At 45.1% G+C, this 22,901-nt stretch carries 18 protein-coding genes; 8 read left to right on the plus strand and 10 right to left on the minus strand.

Annotation, left to right across the window (positions count from 1 at the left end):
- Positions 1-49 precede the first annotated feature (49 nt).
- From ACH0AB_RS09120 to ACH0AB_RS09135, 4 genes are all read left to right on the plus strand, one after another.
- Positions 50-2,905: a ComEC/Rec2 family competence protein gene (locus ACH0AB_RS09120; protein ID WP_406877970.1), complete on the plus strand. Its 2,856-nt coding sequence runs from the start codon at positions 50-52 to the stop codon at positions 2,903-2,905.
- Positions 2,906-2,996: 91 nt separating this feature from the next.
- Positions 2,997-4,079 carry a signal peptide peptidase SppA gene (sppA, locus tag ACH0AB_RS09125; RefSeq protein ID WP_406877971.1) on the plus strand — a complete coding sequence of 361 codons (1,083 nt, stop codon included), beginning with the start codon at positions 2,997-2,999 and terminating at the stop codon, positions 4,077-4,079.
- A gap of 116 nt (positions 4,080-4,195) precedes the next feature.
- Positions 4,196-5,020 carry an alpha/beta fold hydrolase gene (locus tag ACH0AB_RS09130; RefSeq protein WP_406877982.1) on the plus strand — a complete coding sequence of 275 codons (825 nt, stop codon included), beginning with the start codon at positions 4,196-4,198 and terminating at the stop codon, positions 5,018-5,020.
- 32 nt (positions 5,021-5,052) lie between these two features.
- Positions 5,053-5,787 carry a CPBP family intramembrane glutamic endopeptidase gene (locus ACH0AB_RS09135; protein ID WP_406877972.1) on the plus strand — a complete coding sequence of 245 codons (735 nt, stop codon included), beginning with the start codon at positions 5,053-5,055 and terminating at the stop codon, positions 5,785-5,787.
- 17 nt (positions 5,788-5,804) lie between these two features.
- On the opposite strand, the gene dusA is transcribed toward ACH0AB_RS09135, so the two are convergent.
- The 3 genes from dusA to ACH0AB_RS09150 all read right to left on the minus strand — a co-directional run bounded on the left by dusA (position 5,805) and on the right by ACH0AB_RS09150 (position 10,256).
- Entirely contained in the window at positions 5,805-6,773 is a 969-nt protein-coding gene (gene dusA / locus ACH0AB_RS09140) for a tRNA dihydrouridine(20/20a) synthase DusA (protein ID WP_406877983.1), read from the minus strand.
- Between the two features lie 109 nt (positions 6,774-6,882).
- Positions 6,883-8,205 (minus strand): MFS transporter, encoded by a 1,323-nt coding sequence (locus ACH0AB_RS09145; RefSeq protein WP_060994348.1) that lies wholly within the window; start codon positions 8,203-8,205, stop codon positions 6,883-6,885.
- 299 nt (positions 8,206-8,504) lie between these two features.
- Positions 8,505-10,256 (minus strand): phospholipase D family protein, encoded by a 1,752-nt coding sequence (locus ACH0AB_RS09150; RefSeq protein WP_406877973.1) that lies wholly within the window; start codon positions 10,254-10,256, stop codon positions 8,505-8,507.
- A gap of 91 nt (positions 10,257-10,347) precedes the next feature.
- Here ACH0AB_RS09150 and ACH0AB_RS09155 point away from each other — a divergent pair, with 91 nt between their 5' ends.
- Positions 10,348-11,589 (plus strand): O-succinylhomoserine sulfhydrylase, encoded by a 1,242-nt coding sequence (locus tag ACH0AB_RS09155; protein WP_406877974.1) that lies wholly within the window; start codon positions 10,348-10,350, stop codon positions 11,587-11,589.
- A gap of 99 nt (positions 11,590-11,688) precedes the next feature.
- Here the strand turns inward: ACH0AB_RS09155 and ACH0AB_RS09160 are convergent, their stop codons facing one another.
- Positions 11,689-12,453, minus strand: coding sequence for an NAD-dependent deacylase (locus ACH0AB_RS09160; RefSeq protein ID WP_406877975.1), 765 nt, complete (start codon positions 12,451-12,453; stop codon positions 11,689-11,691).
- 193 nt (positions 12,454-12,646) lie between these two features.
- Between ACH0AB_RS09160 and ACH0AB_RS09165 the strand changes: the two genes are divergently transcribed.
- From ACH0AB_RS09165 to ACH0AB_RS09175, 3 genes are all read left to right on the plus strand, one after another.
- Positions 12,647-12,976: a YbaB/EbfC family nucleoid-associated protein gene (locus tag ACH0AB_RS09165; RefSeq protein ID WP_007115923.1), complete on the plus strand. Its 330-nt coding sequence runs from the start codon at positions 12,647-12,649 to the stop codon at positions 12,974-12,976.
- Between the two features lie 167 nt (positions 12,977-13,143).
- Positions 13,144-13,752 (plus strand): recombination mediator RecR, encoded by a 609-nt coding sequence (recR, locus tag ACH0AB_RS09170; RefSeq protein WP_007115924.1) that lies wholly within the window; start codon positions 13,144-13,146, stop codon positions 13,750-13,752.
- A gap of 82 nt (positions 13,753-13,834) precedes the next feature.
- A complete protein-coding gene (locus tag ACH0AB_RS09175; protein ID WP_406877976.1) occupies positions 13,835-15,046 on the plus strand; it encodes a ribonuclease D in 1,212 nt (403 codons plus the stop codon).
- Positions 15,047-15,122: 76 nt separating this feature from the next.
- Here ACH0AB_RS09175 and ACH0AB_RS09180 read toward each other — a convergent pair whose 3' ends face one another.
- The 6 genes from ACH0AB_RS09180 to gcvT all read right to left on the minus strand — a co-directional run bounded on the left by ACH0AB_RS09180 (position 15,123) and on the right by gcvT (position 22,773).
- Positions 15,123-16,514: a GntP family permease gene (locus tag ACH0AB_RS09180; RefSeq protein ID WP_406877977.1), complete on the minus strand. Its 1,392-nt coding sequence runs from the start codon at positions 16,512-16,514 to the stop codon at positions 15,123-15,125.
- A gap of 169 nt (positions 16,515-16,683) precedes the next feature.
- Entirely contained in the window at positions 16,684-19,566 is a 2,883-nt protein-coding gene (gene gcvP / locus ACH0AB_RS09185) for an aminomethyl-transferring glycine dehydrogenase (RefSeq protein ID WP_406877978.1), read from the minus strand.
- A gap of 92 nt (positions 19,567-19,658) precedes the next feature.
- Positions 19,659-20,393, minus strand: a complete 735-nt coding sequence (locus ACH0AB_RS09190) for a nitroreductase family protein (RefSeq protein ID WP_007115929.1) — start codon at positions 20,391-20,393, stop codon at positions 19,659-19,661.
- Between the two features lie 134 nt (positions 20,394-20,527).
- Positions 20,528-20,908, minus strand: a complete 381-nt coding sequence (gcvH, locus tag ACH0AB_RS09195) for a glycine cleavage system protein GcvH (RefSeq protein WP_007115930.1) — start codon at positions 20,906-20,908, stop codon at positions 20,528-20,530.
- Positions 20,909-21,138: 230 nt separating this feature from the next.
- Positions 21,139-21,525, minus strand: a complete 387-nt coding sequence (locus tag ACH0AB_RS09200; protein WP_406877979.1) for an MliC family protein — start codon at positions 21,523-21,525, stop codon at positions 21,139-21,141.
- A 114-nt stretch (positions 21,526-21,639) separates the two neighbouring features.
- Positions 21,640-22,773, minus strand: a complete 1,134-nt coding sequence (gcvT, locus tag ACH0AB_RS09205) for a glycine cleavage system aminomethyltransferase GcvT (protein ID WP_406877980.1) — start codon at positions 22,771-22,773, stop codon at positions 21,640-21,642.
- Positions 22,774-22,901: the final 128 nt, after the last annotated feature.

Below are 22,901 nucleotides of genomic sequence, written 5' to 3' on the forward strand. Positions count from 1 at the left end.
AATTGTAAGGGAAGTAGCGAGCTATCGCTATCTTTATCAAGGATGAAACATGATTTGGCTCATCACGGTTGCCAGTTTGTTGGGGTTTTTAGTGGTAAATACACTAGCAAATCACCCCTTGATGACAGGTTATGCGCTGACAAGTTATGATGCGAAAATTTGGCAGATGTTATCAGTGGCACTGTTGATAGCGCTGCTAATCAATGTAGGTTTATACCATGGATGCAACCGTAAACAGCTAAAACGAGCGTCGCCAAACCCTGCATTAGCCTACCGTTTTGCCTTACCGTTATTATCAAGTTTTATCTTTTTGCTGACGCTCATGTTGAGTGCCAGTTATGGTTTATATCATTATAAGCTGTATCAAAACGCGTTATTGCCCTCAGCGCTCACAGTGGATGCCATCGTTGAATCGCATCAAATCAGCGATACCGTGACGCAATCAATTAACCTATCACATGATATAGCGATGCTTGGCAATGGTTATATCAGACAAATTCTACAAGTCAAAGTAGATGATGATATTGAGGAATCACCATCAACCCCTCAACCACCGCTAACGGCACTGATTAGCGCTAACATCAAAGACAACCCTGATTGGGAAGCGACCTTGTCGCAGTTAAGACCTGGCATGCAGCTTAACGTAAAATTACAGCTTGAGCCCATTGCACAGCCTAAGCCTACAAGTTTACCCAGCAATACCAAACCGCTCATGCTAGGATTTGATGAAGCGCAATGGTTAAGGCAGCGTGAGGTGCAAGCGAAGGGAGTGATAATCGGTATTGAAAAAACGAGCCTACGGGAATTTAACCCATCCCATGTGAAAGACCGTATGGTTATTGCTATTGAAAAATTGCGCTGGCAACTACGCCAAAAAATCCTCGCTAATTTGCATAGAACCCTGCTGAAACAATCCACATCTATAGTCAATGCTAAAAACGATATTGCCCAACCCGTGCTTAAAAGTTCTGGTGAAACTTCTAGCCAAAGTTCTGGTCAAAGCGCTATTCAGGCCGCTATCCAAAGCCATGCAATCTTATTAGGACTGTTAACGGGTGATAAAAGCCTGATGGATAGCGACGTTAAGAATCGCTATCAAGTCACGGGGATTAGCCATTTATTAGCAATTTCAGGCCCGCATGTGCTGATGCTCGCCGCTATCGTATCCATTTTTGTAGTATGGCTTGTTAAATGGCTTGCGCCGCAGTTGTTGGTCAAATTACCGAGTAGTTTGTTGGTGCTTTGGGTGAGTGTGGTGATGGCAGGGTTTTATGCGTTGCTGGTGGGTTTTGAAATACCTGCCCAGCGGACATTTTGGATGCTGTTACTGCTTACGCTGTCGAAACAGTTATTGGTTAATTTTTCTGCTTATCGGCTGTTGGCTTGGGTTGCGTTAGGCATGATTTGGCTAGAACCGACGGCAGTCGGGCAAGCAGGGTTTTGGTTGTCCTTTGTGGCGGTGGTTTTACTGTTAAAATTTAGCGAGACAATAGGGACAGTTAGCGCCGCTGAAATTAACAATGTTAGTCAGTTACTAGCGCCTACTGCACGCAGCGATGTGCTGAGTGGTTTTGTTAAAATCATAAGCTACCAATTCAAGGCGTTACTAAAACTGCAAATTTGGCTATTTGTTTGGATGCTACCCATCGTGGTGTGGTTTTTTGGCAAAGTATCGGTCATCGGCATCTTGGTAAACTTGCTAGCCGTACCATTTTTAGGCTTAGTGATTGTACCCTTAGATATGTTGGCAGGCGTCGTTAGTTGGCTACCTGTGGTAGGGGATTGGCTAAGCCAAATCATTTGGTCGATGCTAACAACCCTGCTCAATGTATTTCATCTTTTACTTAAGCAACTTATCGACACGGGTGTTGCCAAACAATCATTTTTCGCCTTGTCACAAACCCAGCTTGTCCTGTGTTTGTTCATTGCGTTACTGGGGTTGTTAAAAGGCTTGTTGCCTAGAATGCTGATGTTGCCACTGGCTATCCTGTTGATATTATTGCCACTACAGCAGCGAAGTTTAAGTAACAACAAACCGACTCTAGCAGTTGGTGATAACCCTAAACTGGTCATCAGTTTATTAAAGAAAGGCGATGATAGCTGGCTGATTTTGTCCGATAACCAAGTCAAAGCCGCGCAGACGGATAAACCCAATTTTTTGAAAACCAAACAAGCTAGCAGCAATGTTTCGGCTGATAAAGAAATCAGTTCGCTGTTGAACCGTGATATTTATCCGCTGTTAGCAAATCAGCAGGTTCATCGATTAACTGGGGTGATTAGTCAAACGCCCAGTGTCCGCGTCAATGAGCTGGTGCAACAACTGGCCACCCATGTACCTGTTAAAGCCTATTGGCTGGCAGGGTATGATGTCGAACACAGCAGGCTTGATGTGACAGATAAGGCTGTATCTGCAAGTTTTCGTGCGATTACACCTCGCAGTTGCCAAACCGCGCAACGTTGGCAACAAGATGGCTTGGAAATCACAGCGATGTCGGGATGGCACTTGGATTTAGCCTTAACCGATGAGCAAAAGCTAGCGACCCAAACCTGTTATATTCACATTCGTTTCAAGCCACCAACCAGCAAACCCTACGATGTGCTGATATTGGCAGGTAATAGCGATATCCCCATGCAAATGACTGAAAAATTATGCACGGTGTCGGCGGCGCATTTACTGATTCAGCCCTATACGTTATCCATTAAACCATCGTGGCTAGCGTTGACTAAACCTTCCTTACTGTATGTAATGACAGGCGCGTATAAGTCGCAAAAACTGGGCGAAGATAGCCAATTATCGCTGGCTAGTTGGTCAGTGGATAAGCCTGCAGACCACCCATTCGAAGTCCTGTATGCCGATCAAGTGGGCGCGGTAATGTACGCGCTCGCCCCAGATGATACTGACTGATGATTGACGATTTGGCTACAAGGGAGTGATTGTAATTTTGACCGCTTCCCCCTATCATGGGCGGTAAATTACCTATTGCTAAGGAACTTTTATGTCAGATAATTGGCCACCCGATCCCAACCAACCCTCACAGTCAAAGCCACCTGTTCAACCAAACCATGCACAAAACTTGCCACCCAATGCGCCATACGCAGGCAAAGAATGGCAATTGCTAGAAAAAACCCTGATGGCAAGCCTTGTGGAGCAGCGCCGTGCAAGACGCTGGGGTATTTTCTTTAAGCTCATCACCTTGGGCTATGTGCTACTGTTTGGCGCGGTGGTAGCAAAAGGCTGTAGTGGCTCTGCCAAAAGTGGCATGAGTGATATCGATATGAGCAAACCGCATTTAGCCGTCGTCGATGTCAAAGGCGTTATCAGCAGCGACAATGAAGCCAATAGTCAAGCGGTGGGCGAGGCATTGACGGAAGCGTTTAACAACGACCAAGCGCAAGCGGTAGCATTACGCATTAACTCACCGGGTGGCTCGCCTGTACAATCCGATGAAATCTGGCAAACCATGACCGACTTGAGAAAAGCCCATCCTAACAAAAAACTGTATGCTGTTATCGAAGATATGGGTGCTTCAGGTGCGTATTATATCGCATCTGCAGCTGATGAAATTTGGGTCAATCCCTCAAGCTTGGTCGGCTCAATCGGCGTGATTATGCCAAGCTACAATGTCCAAGGTTTGATGGATAAATTTGGCGTGAAAGATGGCACCATGACAGCCGGTGCGCACAAAGATATTTTAAGCATGAGCCGCCCGCTCTCCGAGTTTGAGCGCCAGCATGTACAAGGTGTCCTTGATAACACCCACGCCCATTTTATCAATGCTGTCAAACAAGGTCGTGGCAATCGCCTGAAAAATCCTGATGCCAATCAGCTTTTTTCCGGATTATTTTGGAGTGGTGAGCAAGCGATTAATCTCGGTTTGGCGGATAAAAAAGGCGGCATTAGCACCCTTGAGTCTCAGCTAAAACTAGACAATGTAGTGGAATATAACCCAGAAGACCCGGTGAAAAAAGTGTTCGGTAAATTTGCTAGCCAAATCGGCTATGGGTTTGGCGAAACGGTCTCCAAAGGTTTTGCCAGCCAATTAACTCAAGCGGCTGCAAATGACAAAGGGATGCAATAACCATGTCATCTGAGACGAGCCAGCATCCGTTAGCCAATAGTTTGCCTTCTGCACCAACGCTAGCAACAGGGACAGGGGGCGTAACAGAGATAGGAGAGGCAGGGCAGACAGGAGCGATAGCGCAAAAACCGCTGATACACTTTGCGCATGCCAATGGGATTCCATCACGTAGCTATCAATATCTGTTTGATTTGCTGAGTGATGAATTTGATATTGTCTATATTCCAGCGTTAGGCATTGACCCGCGTTATCCGGTTGATAATCATTGGCAAAAACTGACCCAACAAGTGATTGATAGCATCCAAGCGCACCTAAGCGCGCGCGGGCAAACCAAGGTCATCGGGCTAGGGCATTCGCTTGGCGCATTATGCACGCTGCAAGCTAGCTATGAGGCGCCTGAGCTATTTAGCCAAGTGATTGCCTTAGACCCACCGCTCATCCATGGCTACTATTCGATGGCACTGCATTGGGCAAAACGCTTTAGCCCACGGTTGGTAGATAGGCTTACGCCTGCAGGTCTATCAAGCCATCGCCGTGATATATGGCCAAGCCGTGAAGTCGCCTACGAGCATCTGCGACATAAAGCATTCTACCGACACTTTGATGAGCGCTGTTTTAATGATTTTATTCGTGATGGCTTGACTGATACGGCAGATGGGCAAGTGACGCTTACCATTCCAAAAGCGGTGGAAGTGGCGGTGTTTCGCACCAATCCCTCGCTATACTGGCAAAAACCTAACCATCCGCCGGCTGTCCCTGCCAAGCAAATAATTGGTAAAGATAGCTTGTTTTTCAAACGTGGGTTTCCTGCGCTGGTCAAACAGCGTATGGGCATTGATTTTGAAGTGCATGAAGGCGGACATATGTTTCCGCTAGAATACCCAGCCAGTACGGTTGAACGAATCAAAGCGCTTATTCACTCAGTCAATCATGATATCTAGTAACAACACAAATAGCCATTAAAGGGTTTAATGTGCAAAATTTATCGTTACAGCCTAGCACCCCCATCTATGATTTGCCAAAGACCATTGTGCTATCTATGGTGTTATTGGCGGTGTTTTTTGCCAGTCAATTGATGGGCGTGGTGTTATTTGCACCATGGGTGCTACAAGATGCAGCAGATTTGGATATCGCTGAAAAAGTGTTGCAGGGCAGTGAAAACGGCACGTTAATGAGTCTATCGTTAGGCTTTACCTTAGCCATGGTGATAGGCTGCGTTTATTTGTTTATCCGATTTAAAAACAGCCGTGTCAAAGATTATCTTGCCCTTAAATCCTTTACTTGGTATCAGTTGTTACAATGTAGCGCACTGCTGATTGTGCTGAACGTTATCATCAATCTAGTCACCGTCTGGCTGGGTCGCGAGCCCATGATGTTTATGGACAATCTTGCCGAGTCCGCACATCCACGCTGGCTGCTTGTGCTGGCGATGGTGGTATTTGCGCCGATTTATGAAGAAGTGATATTTCGCGGGTTTATGTGGACAGGGCTTGCCAGCTCAAGGCTTGGTATGTGGGGTGCCAGTGTGCTAACCAGTATTGTATTTGCGGTGATTCATATGCAATACGGTGTGGTCGAGTTGCTGGGGATTTTTTGTCTAGCGATGTTATTTAGCTATGGGCGTATTATGTCAGGGTCACTGTTATTGCCTGTGGTGTTGCATATGATGAATAATGGCTTGGCGATGGCGCAGTATTTATACGGCTAGTTTTTTTTAGCTAACTTTTAACCCTCATTCAACGCCAATACCGCTTCACCCGCTTCACGAACTTGGGCGACCGAGAGGGATTTTTGCCCGCTAAGCGCCTGACGCCATTTACGACTGCCTGTCAATCCTTGAAACAAGCCCAAATAATGGCGCATAATGACCGTCAATGGTGTGCCACGCGCGTCACTGGCTGCCAAAAAATCCAATAACTGATAAAAAATATCCGCTCGGCTAGGTACTGGCTCGCCCCACAGCTGCATGGCTTCAGCTAGAATATAAGGGTTGTGATAAGCTTCCCGCCCAATCATCACACCATCGACTTTTGTCAGATGGGTTTTGATTTCATCAATAGTGGTGATACCGCCATTGATTTCCACAAATATATCGGGAAAATCCTGCTTTAAGCGGTACACATCCTCATAGCGAAGGGGCGGAATTTCACGATTTTGTTTAGGGCTTAAGCCTTGTAGCCAAGCGGTGCGCGCATGGACGATAACATGCTGACAACCTGCTTTCACCACATGATCTACAAAATCCGCCATAAACTCATAACTATCAAAGTTATCAATGCCAATGCGATGCTTAACAGTGACGGGAATGTCCACCGCATCACGCATCGCAGAGACAATATCTGCCACCAATTTGGGCTCTGCCATCAAGCAAGCCCCGATTTTGTAATGTTGTACCCGATCGGACGGGCAGCCGACATTTAGGTTAATTTCATCATAACCGTAGTCTTGCCCGATTTTAGCACAGCGCGCCAATTCGTCAGGATTTGAGCCGCCAAGCTGAAGCACCAAAGGATGTTCATTGGGATAAAATCGCAGCTGATAGTCTGTATCTCCCTGCAATATCGCCGAGGTACTGATCATTTCAGTATAAAGGTAAGTATAAGGATTGAATAATCGAGCAAAGTAACAATAATCGCGTGTACTCCAATCAATCATCGGTGCGGTGGACAATCGTTTATGCTGCATTGAGGTCATAGGCAGGGTCATCGGCAAATATTCAAAAAAAGTGGCTAATCTATAGCTAATCTGTCAAAGAAAGCACTAAAAAAAGCGATGGTAAAACAACTATCAGGGATGAAAAAGCTTAGGAATTCATCAGCCGCTTATCTTCCATGCGATACAAACCATGCAAATTAGTCAACAACATACCCATGATAATGCCAATCACACAGACAAACACCAGATACAAGGCGCTTGAAAGCATTAATTTATGTGAAAAATAAACCAATAGCACAGGCAATAATGCGCCTGCCAATGCATACGCCACGTTATAGGCAAAGCTAATGCCACTTAGGCGTACACTCACTGGAAACAGACGCACACAAATACTTGGGACTAAGCCAATCACACCAGAGAAAAACCCTAAAATTGCATAGTTAATCAGTAGTAATTCGCTACTGTTTTTTAGTGAAACAAAGAAAATAACACTGGCAATGCTTAAAAATATACAGCCTAAAGTAAATACACGACCTGAATTAAAACGATCGGCAAAATAACCATAGGTTAACGCCCCCAATCCACCAAAGATAATACCCACTCCATTGGATATCATCATCAAACTGGTATCGACATCAAAAAACTGGATACCCAATATCGGCAAAAGCAAATAAATCGTCAAATAAACACTGGCGGTAAACCAGGACAAACCCAGCGTCATCACCGTACCATAACGGTATTTGATAATAGCTCGGCGTATCGGCAGACGTTTAACCAAGCGATTTTTAGACTTAGCCATCAGCCAAAGCGGGGTTTCTTCAAGCTTGGTTCGTAACAGCACCGCAAATAGCGTACCGATACTGGCGAGGGCAAAAGGAATACGCCAGCCATACGATTGCATCTGGGCAGGGGTAAGCATATTTGATAACGTCGAGCTTAAAATATTCCCCATCAAAGTCGACAAAATCAGTGCACTAATAAGACCGCCACACACTGACCCTAATTGACGCCGGGGCATATGCTCAGCAATATATACCCATGAAGCGGGTACCTCAGCCCCATACCCAAAGCCTTGAATTAAACGCAATAATAGCATGAGAACAATCGCTGCCACACCTATATGATGATAGCTAGGCAAACAGGCAATCACTAAACCAGAGGCACCCACCAACAGCAAACTATACAGCAACACATGTTTTCTGCCATAGCGATCGCCGATATCACCCAATATTAAACCGCCTAGCGGTCTTGACATATAACCGGCTAAAATCAGCAGCAAAAAACAAATCGACTTTAATGACTCAGGTATATTTTCTGGGAAAAAAGCTTGATTGATACTATCATTAAAATAAAAATAAATCGTAAAATCAAAGGAAGCAAAAAAAGCCCCAAAAATCGTTAAATACACCACGTTTTTTTCGTAGCGATTTAAATCCCTAATTTCTTCGTTGGCATCATGAAAAAATGGCATAGTTGACAATATTACCTAGAAGCTGGCTAAAGGTTTGCACGCTTTATAATCAATGGAAAAATAGGTTATTTAACGCGCTAAAGAATTAAATTCGTCAGTATTCACCTGACAAACTAAATCACTTGAAAAATTGAACAATAATTTATCAAAACTGTAATAAATTTAATTATTTAAATAAATATTACAAGCAAACGTCAGGATTTAACAGTTGAGATATATTACTTTTTGAAACCGCATACTATAGTGATTTTGATACTAGTTTTACTATCAAAAATGTGTGTTTTTTGTAATATAGCCGCTTACAATAAGCGCTTAAATGGCAACGCAGAAAAAATCTTTAGCCAAAGTCCATTGACAAACGTCATATGCGGCTCTTTATCCAAGCTGATAAGCTTTTTATTGGTTTTATCATCATGGGTTTGCCACATTAGTTGTTCATCATCAGTGAGATGTACGCGGTAACTGACATTGAGCATAGAGTTATCAAACGTATTATGGAAGGATTTGGCAAGCGCTTTATCTTCAATCAGCACGCCAAGCTCAGTATTGATGTTGGCAGAGCGCGGATCCACATTGTAAGAACCGATAAAAGTGTATTTGTCATCCACCGCAAAGGCTTTGGTATGCAAACTGGTGCTGTATTTACTGCGATATAAGCTACGTTTTTTGCGGCGAAAGTCTGCATCGGCAGAGGATTTTAGCTCATACAGTCCAATCCCTGCTTTGAGCATCGGCACGCGTGCCACGTTATACCCTGAATGCACGATAGGCACATCGGTTGATTCATACGAGTTGGTGAAAATATTGATTTTTACCCCGTTTTCCATGAGTTTGCTTAGTTGCAGCACGCCCAAGTCAGTGGGTACAAAATACGATGAGACAATGGTCAATTGCTGTTTTGGGGTGCCAATACGGGCTCGAAGCTGTGATACCAATCGGCTATCTTTATCATCTTGGTTGAGTAGTTTTTTGACATCATCTGCCAAAAATTCCATCGGTTGCCAACGAAATTGGATTTTTTTGTTATACAATTGTTTATCGACTATTGCGCCATTTTGTACCCGATAAAGTTGCGAGCTTTTATGCAGATGGGACTGGCTGTTGATCGGTGCAATCGCAGTCAAAGTCCCCAAAAATGGCTCATCGCTTTTATTACGATCGGGGTTTTTTGAGGGTTTGACCAAACGCTCGATATCATACGATAGAGGACTATCCCAATAATCTTCAAAACTCTCATTGATTTGGTTGACCACTTTGCCGGCAAGCAAAACATCCAAATCAGCAAACTCAGCGATGCTATCTTTACGCAGATATTCATCGCCAATATTGCGCCCACCAATGATGGATAACTGGCGGTCAAAGGTCATGCTTTTATTGTGCATGCGGCGTTGGTAGCGGGGCAGTGCTACCACAAAATTGGCGGGGGTAAAGCTGCGCACCAATTTGGGATTAATCAATCGCACTTGGATATTAGGATGTGCAGCAAAGGCAAGCAGCTGTTGGTCAAGTTCAGGATTGGTATTCAAATCATCGAGTAACAGTCGTATTTTGACACCCCGATTGGCAGCTTGGTACAAGTCTTTAAGCATCAATTGTCCTGCTGCATCGTTGTGCCAAATATAATATTGGATATCAATGGTTTGCTGAGCCATTTCAGTCAAAATACTGCGTGAGGCGAACGCATCACTGCTATCAATCAACGGATAATAACCGGAAAATTTGCTCGGTGAGGGGTTTTTGCTGGCACTGATACGGCTGATTAAATAATGACCTTGTATACGCGATTTTTCGGAAAAATTTTGCGAACTTGGCAACCGCGTTGATACAGTTGGCGTAGCGGCGATATGGGGGTTGTTCGGCAGCATTTGGCAAGCGGTAAGTGGCGTAAGTAGCAATGGCAAGCAAAACGTCACAATTTTGGTGGTGAGTTTTTGCGATGCTAGTCTGACAAAGCCAACAGATACCGAATAAAATGCTGCTACCAAAGCCTGAATCCTTTTAAAAAAATCACTGATTAAAATGTCAATCACTTGAGAAAAGTTGGTTGTCATGGCGTTTTTGCATAAAATACTGACTTGAAAGCCACCGTCAAATCCAACTTATGCTATCATAATTTATTTGATGCACAAAAGATGTAACATTATGACCCAACTAGATCCCAACTGGCAAAGTGATGCACTTGATTTAAGCCTAGACTATGCCGACCAAACCATCGCCGTGCGCGGCGGTTACCACCGTACCGACGAAGGCGAACATAACGAAGCGATTTTTACCACCAGCTCCTACGTATACAAAAATGCCGCCGATGCCGCCGACCATTTTAATGGCAATAAAAAAGGCAATGTCTATTCGCGCCATACCAATCCGACCGTGCGCGCTTTTGAGCGTAGATTGGCAGCTTTAGAGGAAGGCGAGCGCTGCGTTGCAACCGCATCAGGCATGGGCGCGATTTTGACCATGTGTTTGGCGTACTTGCAAGCCGGTGATCATCTGCTAGCAGCCAAGCAATTATTTGGCTCATCCGTCGCCCTGTTTGATACCTACTTTAAAGCGTTTGGCGTTGAGGTGAGTTATGTCGACTGCTTTGACAATGACGCTTGGCAAAACGCGATGCAACCAAATACCAAGGTGCTGTACTGCGAAAGCCCTTCCAATCCTTTGGCGCAAATTGCCGATTTAAGCTTTTTATCAAGGCTCGCGCATGACCACGATGCGCTATTAATCGTCGATAACTGCTTTGCAACCCCCGCTATTCAAAAACCTTTAATGTTGGGTGCGGATGTGGTATTGCATTCCGCCAGTAAATATATTGACGGTCAAGGTCGTGTGCTAGGCGGTGCACTGGTCGGTAACAATGAATTGATGGAAAAAGCCTTTGGGGTAGTGCGTACCGGTGGGATTAGTCTATCGCCATTTAATGCGTGGGTGTTGCTAAAGGGTCTAGAAACCTTGTCACTGCGTATGAAAGCCCACTGCGAAAATGCCAATCAAATCGCTAAATTTTTACACAATCACCCAAAAGTCAGCAAAGTGCATTTTTCAGGGTTGCCCGATCACCCATCCCATGACATCGCTAAACGCCAACACACCTCACTCAAAAATGTACAAGGCGGTGCGTTTGGCGCCATTATTGGCTTTGAGGTGGCTGACCAAGCGGCAGCCTGGCATGTTATCGATAGTACTAACATGATTTCGATCACCAATAACCTAGGCGATGCCAAAAGCACTATTACCCATCCTGCGACGACGACCCATTTTCGCATGACACCTGAAGCAAGAATCGAGGCAGGCGTGAGCGAAGGCTTAATTCGCTTCTCAGTGGGGCTTGAAGATGTCGATGATATTATCGCTGATTTAAAACGCGGTTTGGATACACTCGCCTAACAGAAAGCCAAAAGCCACTAGCCAGAACCCAAAAGCCAGTAGCAAAATTTACTGGCTTTTTTATGTCACTGTTTTATTGCGCTTTTTTATCTGGCTTTTTTATTTCAGCGCATTGACCAACATCGGCAATATTTTCCCTGCGTTGTCGGGTAACACGATGTCAACCGCTGTGGTGTGGGTCGGATTGGGATTAATCTCGATGACGGTTGCGCCCTGTTGTTTTGCCAAATCAATCAAGCCCGCCGCAGGATAGACCACGCTTGATGTGCCGATACTCACCAATACATCACAATTGAGCGTTGCCGTTTCTGCCGTTTGCCAAGCGTCCTGGGGTAACATCTCGCCAAACCACACAATATCCGGGCGAATCAAACCGCCGCATTCACAATGCTTTAACTCAGTGTCTGTGATAGCAATCGCTTTGGTATACGGCTTGCCGCAATCATGGCAGCGATTTTTGGCCAAATCCCCGTGCAGTTTTGCCACCGTGGCACCGCCTTGCTCATGCAGATTGTCGACATTTTGACTAAACAGCGTCCAACTTTTGCCTTGCTGCTTTGCCAATGCTTGCCATTCGCCTAAGGCAAAATGGGCAGGATTGGGCTGTTTGTCGGCGATTTGTCCACGCCACCATTGGTGCCATTGCCACACCAAGGCAGGCTCCTTTTCAAACGCTTGAATGCTGACCAGATATTCGGCTTGGTATTGTTGCCACAGTCCGGTAAGTTTATCCCGAAAAGTCGAAATGCCACTTTCAGCCGAGACACCTGCCCCCGTCAGGATGGCAATATTTTGCGCACATTTAATAACACTAGCGGCTTTATAGAGAGCGACCTCTAGCGATGCGGGTATAGTTGTTGTCATAATCGTAGTTTTTTGCTGTTAATGGGTTTATGGTAGTGAGGTTATCTTAGCATTTTTATGTTAAAAACTTTATGTTAGCAGTTTTAGATTAGCAGTTGTATGTTAAAAATTTGGGCTAACGATTAGCAATAGACAGTTTGCGGTCAAATTCGCTACAATGAACCACCAACATTAGAAACAAACAGGAAAACTTATGAACTTACAAGCTCTCATGCAACAAGCGCAAATGATGCAAAAGCAAGTCGAAAAAAACGTTGAAAACGCCAAGAAAAAACTGGCAGAAAAAGAAGTGCATGCAGAAGCGGGTAGTGGCTTGGTGAAAGTCACCATGAATGGTCGCCATGTGGTCAAACGTTTATCAATCGATCCAAGCTTACTGCAAGATGACCCTGATATGATTGAAGATTTGATTGCGGCTGCTATCAATGATGCCGTGCGTCAGGCCGATGAACTACATGAGACTGAAATGGCCAGTGCCACCAACGGCATGGGGCTGCCACCAGGCATGAATGGTTTATTTTAAACCCACTAGGGCTATACTAGGGTTATAAAGTAGCGCTATAAAATAGTGGAAAATTGCCTTGCGATTAGGCAGTCAAACCCCCATAAAAAGCTGATAATTGATTGTCAGCTTTTTTTATTTTCCAGCCAGCTTTTTTTATTTTTTATGATTTTTATAAGAATGCGCCTATGCTTACGCCAAAATTTGATGAACTTGTAAAACAACTCAAAGTACTGCCCGGGGTAGGACCCAAATCTGCTCAGCGGATGGCATTGCATTTGCTCAGCTATAAACGCCCGCAAGGTCAAGCATTGGGCGAAGCCTTGATTGTGGCGATGCATGATATCAAGCAATGCCAAGTATGCCGTGGTTTGTCAGATGAGGATATTTGCCCAATATGTAGCGATCCGCGCCGCAATGAGCGCGTGCTTTGTATCGTAGAGACGGCAGCAGACATGATGGCAATCGAGCAAACCGCTGGGTTTAACGGTAAATACTTTGTGCTTGGCGGGCATTTATCCCCCATTGATGGCATTGGCGTGGAGCAGCTCGGCATTAATCAGCTGATTGGGCTGTTAAAGCAACACCAAGCCGCGCAAACCCCGGTGGAAGAAATTATCTTGGCAACCAGTACCACGGTAGAAGGGCAAACCACCGCGCATTTTATCAGTGAAGCGGTCAAGCCTTACGTTACCCATATCAGCCGGATTGCCCAAGGGATTCCGATGGGCGGCGAGCTTGAGTATTTAGATAGCATGACACTGGGTCAAGCGCTGCAAAATCGTGGACGGTTATAAAATCTTTTCATCAGTTTGACAAGACAAAATCTTAGATTCATCATAAAATACGCTTAAATTATCCGTCCACAAGACCCAAGTTATGCTCATCCAAAACCCCTTAAGCCCAGCCCAATTACAACAACTTCATGACTTGCCAATCCATTGGGTGAAAACTCAAGACGCGCTTTTTGCCCTGCTCGATGACCTAGAGCAAGTCGATACCATTGCGTTAGACACTGAGTTTATCAAGCGCGACACTTTTTTTCCCATTCTTGCGCTGATTCAAATCAATACAGGCAAAGCGATTTATTTGATTGACGCGCCCAAGCTGTATTTAGAAGAATTTTGGGAAGTGTTAGCGGATATACCCACCGTGGTGTTACATGCGTGTGGCGAGGATTTGGGAATTTATTATTTACTCTCCAACTTGCCTGCGCTGCGTAATGTGTTTGATACCCAAATTGGTTTGGGTTTTTTGACCGGTGAAAACTCGCTTGGCTATCAAAAATCGCTGCAAGAAACAATTGCTGTGCATGTAGATAAAGGTGAAAGCCAATCAGATTGGTTGCAGCGCCCATTAACGCCTGAGCAAGAAAGCTATGCGGTAGACGATGTGCGTTATTTATTGCCGATGTTTGTTGCCATCAAAACACAGTTGATCGAGCAAGGTTTATGGCAATATGCGGTTGAAGACTGCCAAAGCTATACGCAAGAAATTTTTGCTAACTTTAGCACGCCTGATAATGCCTTGTACTTGAGTGTCGCTGATTACCGCGATAATCGCGAGCAACTGGCAATGCTGCAAACTCTGTGCGAATGGCGCGAACAACTTGCCAAGTCAATCAATCGACCACGCACTTTTATCCTGCGCCCGCAGGCGCTCCGTGAAATCATCGAAAAACCGCCTTTTAGTATGAAGCAGTTAGGGTTTACCAGTATCAAGCCCAATGTGATTCGCATGTATGGGCAAGAGATTTTGACGCTAATTGATAAGGTGCGAAAAGAAGATGACGCAGCCTATCCAGCTCTTTTGCCTTTACCGTATCGCAGTCTGTCTAGCGATGTGCAAAAACAACTGGAAAAGGCGATTAAGCAGCATGGGCAAACCTTGTCAATTGATGAGACAGTATTGATGCGAAAAAAATGGCTGTCGGAGCTGTATGCTTATGCTGTCGCAGCAGAAAAACCGGCATTAAGCCCTTGGCTGAGTGGGTGGCGCAAAGCGTGGATTATGGCAGAGATTTTACCCATTTTAGATACGGTGATTGCCAATAACCCGCCATCTGGCGAGAATGAAACAACCGCTGAATAAATAAAAAAATCCCACCGCTGAGTGGGATTTTTTACTACTAAATGGCTTAAAAATAAACCGATTAAAAATAAAACGCTTAAAAAGAACCTAGCATGGTACCCAAAGCAATCACCACCGTCACCGCAATCAGCGGAATTGCCATCGTCACTATGGCGACATCTTTATAAGATTGCTTGTGGGTCAAATGGCAAATGGCAAATAACGTAATCACCGCACCACTATGCGGTAGCGTGTCTAAGCCACCTGCTGCCATCACCGCGACCCGATGCAATAATTCAGGATCGATGCCATGTGCCACCGCCTGCGCCAAATATTCTTTGCCTAAAATGGGCAGCGCGATACTCAAGCCGCCAGAAGAAGAACCAGTGATGCCCGCTAAGGTGGTCATAGCCACGGCTTCTGAGATTAATGGATTGCTAGGCGATAGATTTAACACGCTATCACGTAAAATTGCAAAACCCGCCAATGTTGCAATTACCGCACCATAACCGACTTCTGAGCCTGTATTAAAAATAGGCAACATGGAGCTATAAGTGCCTTTATTGAGACTGTGTTGCAAGTTCGTCCATTTGCCCAAGCGCAGCACAATCAAAGCAATAATCGCGGTGACTAAAGCGATAATGATTGACCAAAGTCCCAAAGCGCCCTTGATATCCAAGTCTTTAAACTGCGCTTGCAGTGCAGAGAAATCCATACTCGGAAAAACCGCATACGTTAACAAGGCATTTATGCCGATGACCAATACCAAAGGAATCATCGCCACCATAAAAGAGGTGTGATGGGGGTCTAGGTTATCAGCGTGCAGCTCATCATCTTCATGAATACCATATCCCTCGCCAGCCGTTTTGGCACTATGGGCACGTCGTTGCAGCCACAGCATGCCCAAGCCAAACATCACAAGCGAACCAATAATACCCAGTATGGGTGCAGCAAAGGCATTGGTACCATAATAGGGAATGGGAATGGCGTTTTGGATGGCCGGTGTCCCGGGTAACGCTGTCATAGTAAAGGTAAATGACCCTAACGCAATCGCCCCTGGAATTAGCCTTTTTGGCACCCCTGCTGCCTTGAACAAATCTTTAGCAATCGGATAAATGGCAAAAGCCACCACAAACAGCGACACACCGCCATAGGTTAAAATCGCACAGACCAAAACCACAGCCAGTATGGCTTTATTCGCGCCTAATTTACTAACCACCGTTCTGGCAATCGCTGTGGCAGCCCCAGAGTCTGCCATGAGCTGACCAAACACCGCCCCGAGCAAAAATATGGGAAAAAACTTTAATAAAAAGCCACTCAACGCTTTCATAAAAACGGTGGTATAGATAGGTAGTGAGCTTAGAATATCGCCTGATAGCGCCACCGCTAGGGTTGCCATCAAGGGCGCTAAAATTAATACAGAATAGCCGCGATAGGCAAAATACATTAATAGAAATAGCGAAATAATAATCGCAATGGTACTAAACATAATGTCATCCTTGACTTATTATGGGTTTAAAGTCACGCGTAGTGATTACAATTTTTTTGAGTCCCCTGCATCATAACAGAATTCTTTTGACTCGCAATTGGCTTTATAGCAAAAAGCCACACATTTTTGCATGGCTTTTGTAATAAATACGGTAAGTATTGATTGAGGTTTACTCTGCGATTTCACCATTCTCATAGCTTGAGATATCGGGGCAAGAACAGATTAAGTTTTTGTCGCCATACACATCATCGATACGGCTCACCGATGGCCAAAATTTATTGTCACGTACATAGGCGAGTGGATAGGCGGCTTCTTCACGGCTGTATGGACGATCCCAGTCACCGGTCACTACTTGTGCGGTGTGTGGTGCGTTCACCAGCGGGTTGTTATCTGCTGGCCAGTCGCCGTTTTTAACTTTCATCGCCTCAGCTTTGATTTGAATTAAGGCTGAGATAAAGCGGTCTAGCTCTTCTTTGCTTTCTGACTCAGTCGGCTCAATCATCAAAGTACCTGCCACAGGGAAAGACATGGTAGGCGCATGAAACCCGTAGTCCATTAAGCGTTTGGCGATATCAACTTCGGTGATACCTGTTTCGGCTTTTAGTGGGCGGATGTCAATGATACATTCATGGGCGACGCGACCATTTTCACCACTATAAAGCACGGGGTAATGGTCTTTTAATTTCATGGCGGTGTAATTGGCATTTAATAACGCAGCTTCTGTCGCTTGCACCAAGCCATCACGACCCATCATGGTGATATACATCCATGAAATAGGCAAGATGCTGGCAGAGCCAAACGGGGCAGCCGATACCGCACTCATGCCATCTTGGGCATTGGGTACCGCAGATACGACGTGGTTGGCAATAAAAGGCGCCAAATGTGATTTCATACCGATAGGACCCATGCCAGGACCGCCACCGCCGTGTGGAATACAGAAAGTTTTGTGCAAATTCATGTGTAGGACGTCAGCACCGACATCCGCAGGTTGCATCATACTGACCTGCGCGTTCATGTTAGCGCCATCCATATACACTTGACCGCCGTGTTGATGAATCAAGTCACAGATATCACGGATACCTTCCTCAAACACACCGTGCGTCGAAGGGTAAGTAATCATCAAGGCGCCCAAATTGTCGCTGTATTTTTCCGCTTTTTCAGTCAAGTCGGCAATATCAACGTTACCACGCTCATCGGTGGCTACCACGACGACTTCCATCCCCATCATTTGTGCTGTGGCGGGATTGGTGCCGTGTGCGGAGCGCGGAATCAGGCAGATATGACGATTGGGTTGACCTAAGCTTTCATGATAACGACGAATCGCCAATAGTCCTGCGTACTCGCCTGATGCGCCTGAGTTTGGCTGCATAGAGATAGCATCAAACCCTGTGATGGCTTTGAGTTGCTCTTGCAAGCCTTCAATCATTTCAATATAGCCGCCCACTTGTTCACGTGGCGCAAATGGGTGCACATTGGCAAATTCATTCCAAGTAATCGGTAGCATTTCGCTAGTGGCGTTAAGTTTCATGGTACAACTACCCAGCGAAATCATACTGTGATTCATCGCCAAGTCTTTGTTTTCTAGCTTTTTCAAATAACGCAGCATTTCATGTTCGGTGTGATAACGATTAAAGACAGGATGAGTTAAAATCGCATCGGTACGTAGCAATGACGCTGGCAAAGACAAGCTGATATCATCAGATAATTGAGCGGCTACGCCTGTAAATAACTGCGTGAGTACACCAAAATCCGCTACGTCACTGGTTTCATTAAAGGCAATGGCGATATGATTATCGTCTACTTTGCGCAGGTTATAGCCGATATTAAGGGCATTTTGATAGATTTGCTCAGTTTGACCTTCGGTATTGACCAACACAGTATCAAAAAACTGCTCATGCACAATCGACATACCAGCTTGTTTGATGGCTTGGGCAAAAGCGCTTGCTAACGCATGAATGCGGGTGGCGATACGTTTGACGCCTTCAGGACCATGATACACCGCATACATCCCAGCCAAATTGGCCAGTAACACTTGCGATGTACAAATATTTGAGTTGGCTTTTTCGCGGCGGATATGTTGTTCACGGGTTTGTAGTGCCATACGCAAGGCTTGTTTACCTTGGGCATCCACTGATACGCCAATGATACGACCTGGGGCAGAGCGCTTGGCACTGTCTTTAAACGCAAAATAAGCCGCGTGTGGACCACCAAAGCCCATCGGCACACCAAAACGCTGGGTGTTGCCGAGTGCCACATCCGCACCCATGCTACCCGGTGATTTAAGAAGTACCAGACTCATCACATCAGCGGCAACGATTGTTTGCGTGCCTTTGGCTTTGACTTCACTGATGATATCAGTTAAATCAACCACATCGCCTTCGCTACCCACGTACTGGAAAATTGCGCCAAAGAAATCGCCATTCTTGGCAACGTCAAAATCACCGACCACTATCTCCCAACCAAAATATTTGGCACGGGTTTTGATGACATCTAAGGTTTGAGGGTAGATACGGCTATCAACAAAAAATTGGTTAGATTTACTTTTACCCACGCGTTTTGCCATCGCCATCGCTTCAGCCGCCGCCGTCGCTTCGTCAAGCAAACTTGCGCCCGCCAATTCAAGACCTGATAAGTCAATACAAACTTGTTGGAAGTTAAGTAATGCCTCTAAGCGACCTTGGGCAATCTCCGCTTGGTAAGGGGTATAAGCCGTGTACCAGCCTGGGTTTTCAAGCACATTACGTTGAATCACCGCAGGTAAGCGAGTCGGATAATAGCCTAAGCCAATATAGCTTTTATTGACCTTGATTTTATCCGCCAACCCACGCAACTTTGCCAAGGCATCATGCTCAGTCATACTGAGGGGCAAATCTAACTCTTTGCTAAGACGTACAGAAGCTGGCACCGTCTGTTCAATAAAGCTTGCCATGCTGTCAGCGCCGACGGCTTGTAGCATTGCTTCTTTTTCATCTTGGCTAATGCCAACATGACGATGAATAAATTCTGATGATTGGAATAAATCAGCAAATGATTGAAAAGACGGTTGACTCATTCAAGTTTCCTTTAGCGTCTGATAAAACATTGAAAAAAAATAGCAGGTTTTGCCATGGCTAACATGACAAATATCGGTTGAATGGATAAAAATTATACCTTAACGATAAAGCGCTCACGCTCAAAGCGGTATTGCTCACTATAGATACCACGCTCGTCGCGCTCACCGGCAGCAATCACCATACAAATATGCTGCTCTTCATTGAGGTCGAGCAATTTTTTGAGTTGCGGCTCGTCAAATCCCCCCATCGGGCAACTATCAAAACCGTGCGCACGCAAAGCGAGCATCAAATTCTCGGCAGCCAGTGAGGTGCTAATGAGTGCCCAGTTTTTGAGATCGTCAGCATCATAGATGGGGTCAACCATCGCACCTTTGACTTTGCGCGTGGCTTGTGTCAGCGCCCATTTGGCAGGAGTGAACACATTCATCACACCGCGCGTCATGGTCAGCGGAATAAGCTTGCCATAATAATCTTGCACAGGTTTTGGTACGGGTTTGACGGGAAAATACTTGATATTGTCTTTGGCATGTTGACGCCACGTGTCAGTACGAGCGACCACGACAATCAGCTTATTGGCGGTTTTTGCTGCATTTTGGCTCATACAATAGGTCACAGTTTTTTGGCGCTTTTCTTCAGATTCAATCACAAAAAATTGCCAAGGCTGTAAATTACTTGAGCTAGGCGCTAACATCGCCATATCGAGACAGGCGTTTAGCACCTCATCACTGATGGGCGTTTTGGTAAAGCGTCGTACCGAACGGCGAGTGCTCACCACATCATAAAAACTGGCTTTTTTTGGGTCAGCAAGCGGGGTAAGTGTTGACATAGCAGCTCTCAAGTTAACAAAATAAAGGATGCATTACAGTTAATTGATAGGATAATAGACTAAGGTAATCAAGCGATTACCTTAGTGCTAGGCTCTATAACGACGATTAGATAAAAGCAATGAGATAAAGATAATTAAATACTATCTTGGTACTCGTCTGCGTCCATCAAGCCTTGGTAATCATCGGCATTGTCTGGTTTGATTTTAAAGAACCAACCTTCGCCATAAGGGTCTTCATTAATGGTTTCTGGCGCATCTACCAATGCTTCATTGACTGCTAGGATTTCACCAGCGATGGGCGCGTAAACATCCGAGGCAGCTTTTACAGATTCGACCACGGCAATTTCAGCATCCACGTCAACGTGTTCACCCACTTCAGGCAATTCAACATATACGATGTCACCGAGCAAATCTTGGGCGTGGTGAGTAATACCAACGGTGATAGTACCGTCTTCTTCTTGGCGTAACCATTCATGACTAGCCACATATTTTAAATCTGCTGGAATATTGCTCATAACTATTTTCCTCAAAGCGAAAGTAGGGGTGAAAATAAAAGGCTGTTAGCCAAGCAGTCACACTTGGCGCCTTTTTACTAAACATTTTTAAAAGCCTAGTTTTAAAAGCCTAGTATTTAAAACCTAAGTAATTTAACAAACTGAGTAACAAAAATTTGGTCGATACAATGTATATCGACCAAACTTAAAAACCAATTGAGCGGTTTAACCCATTCAACAAGTGAATCAGATTAAATAGCATTACACACAAAGTTATAATCACGACCTTGTGAGGTTACGGTTAACGCACCTTCTGCACCTTTAACGCCCCAATCATACATAGTAGTTTTGGTCGCATTTGACAAGGTATAGCGGTTACCCGAGCCTGATACATCTTGTTTTAATACCATCGCAGCTTGGTTTAGACTGAGCATGGGCGAGGTGATTTTTAAATTAGCGACATTGCTGCCGTTTTCTTTACCGTAGAACGCCACGACTTCAGTGTTGTTGTCACATTTAAAGGTTTGTGAATTTGCTTGAACTGCCAACACTTGAGACGGACTAGGCTGTGCTACTGGGGTTGAAGTACAGGCCGCCAAACTTGCCAAAAACGGTACAACAAAGAGTAATTTTTTCATGATTTTACCTTCTAAAGTAGGATGAATTTATTATTGGTTTTTCAAATTACGCCGACTAATTATTTGAATGTTGTTCATTAATAAGCGCTAAATCCATCATAACATGATAAAATCTTAGTTGAATTGTTTGTTGCCATTTCTAACAAACGGTAACGAAATGATACGTACTGGCGTCGGTGTGCCCCGCAAATCAACGGTAGCTGCTGTATCCGTCGTCTTTGGAATACGGGCAATGGCAATCGATTGTTTTAGACTTGGGCTAAAGGTGCCGCTGGTGATTACTCCAGTTTTGCCATTGTCTAGCGTGACCGTCATGCCTTCACGCAGTACCCCACGTGACTCTAGCACTAAGCCTACTTGCATGACGTCATTACCCTCAGCAATCGCTTGGTCTTGTTTGGCTTGCATAGCCTCACGACCCACGAAATTCCGATCATCTTTTACCGCTAACGTCCATGCCATACCGCATTCATACGGATTGATGGTTTCATCCATCTCATGGCCATACAAATTCATACCCGCTTCAAGACGTAATGTATCACGAGCACCTAAGCCTGCTGGGGCGATGCCATGGTCTTTAAGTAAGGTAAAAAATGCTGAGGCCTCGGCTTGTGGTAAAATGACTTCAACGCCGTCTTCACCCGTGTAACCGGTACGCGCCACAAACCAATCTGCGCCTTCGATGTCGGTCAAGTCTTTGCCCACAAAGGGTTTTAAGGTAGTTAGGCTATCTGCCCAATTTGGTTTGGCTTGGCTCAGTTTCTGCAGAGCATTGGGGCCTTGTACCGCCAGCATAGCAAGTTCTGGGCGCTCGGTAATGGTGACAGCAAAGTCTTTGGCGATTTTGTCAAACTGTGCCAAATCTTTATCACGGGTGGCAGCATTTGAGACGATGCGATATTCGGTCTCTGCATCGTTCATGCGGTAAACGATTAAGTCATCAATCACGCCGCCGTTTTCGTTTAGCATGGCAGAGTAAAGCGCTTTACCGACAAATTTGAGTTTGGCGACATCATTGGCGAGCAGTTTTTGCAGCCAAGCTTTGGCGTCTTTGCCGGTGATGTCAGTCACGACCATATGTGACACGTCAAACATGCCCGCATCCGTACGCACAACGTCATGTTCTTGAATCTGTGAGCCATAATGGATAGGCAATTGCCAACCAGAGAAGTCAACGATTTTGCCGTTGCTATCGATATGGGATTGATAAAAAGGGGTGCGGTTTAAAGGCTTGTCTGTGGCTGACATGGCAAATCCTTGAGTGGGTAAAAATCAAATAACGGTTTGATGTTTTATTTGATGGTTTAATAGCGTGGGATAAAACGCTAAAGCCAAACATCGCACATCAATAGAGCACTAAAACTAATCCAACCTGA

Origin of the sequence: Moraxella sp. 179-F 1C4 NHS (assembly GCF_045370505.1) — a bacterium.
Lineage (GTDB): Bacteria > Pseudomonadota > Gammaproteobacteria > Pseudomonadales > Moraxellaceae > Faucicola > Faucicola tetraodonis.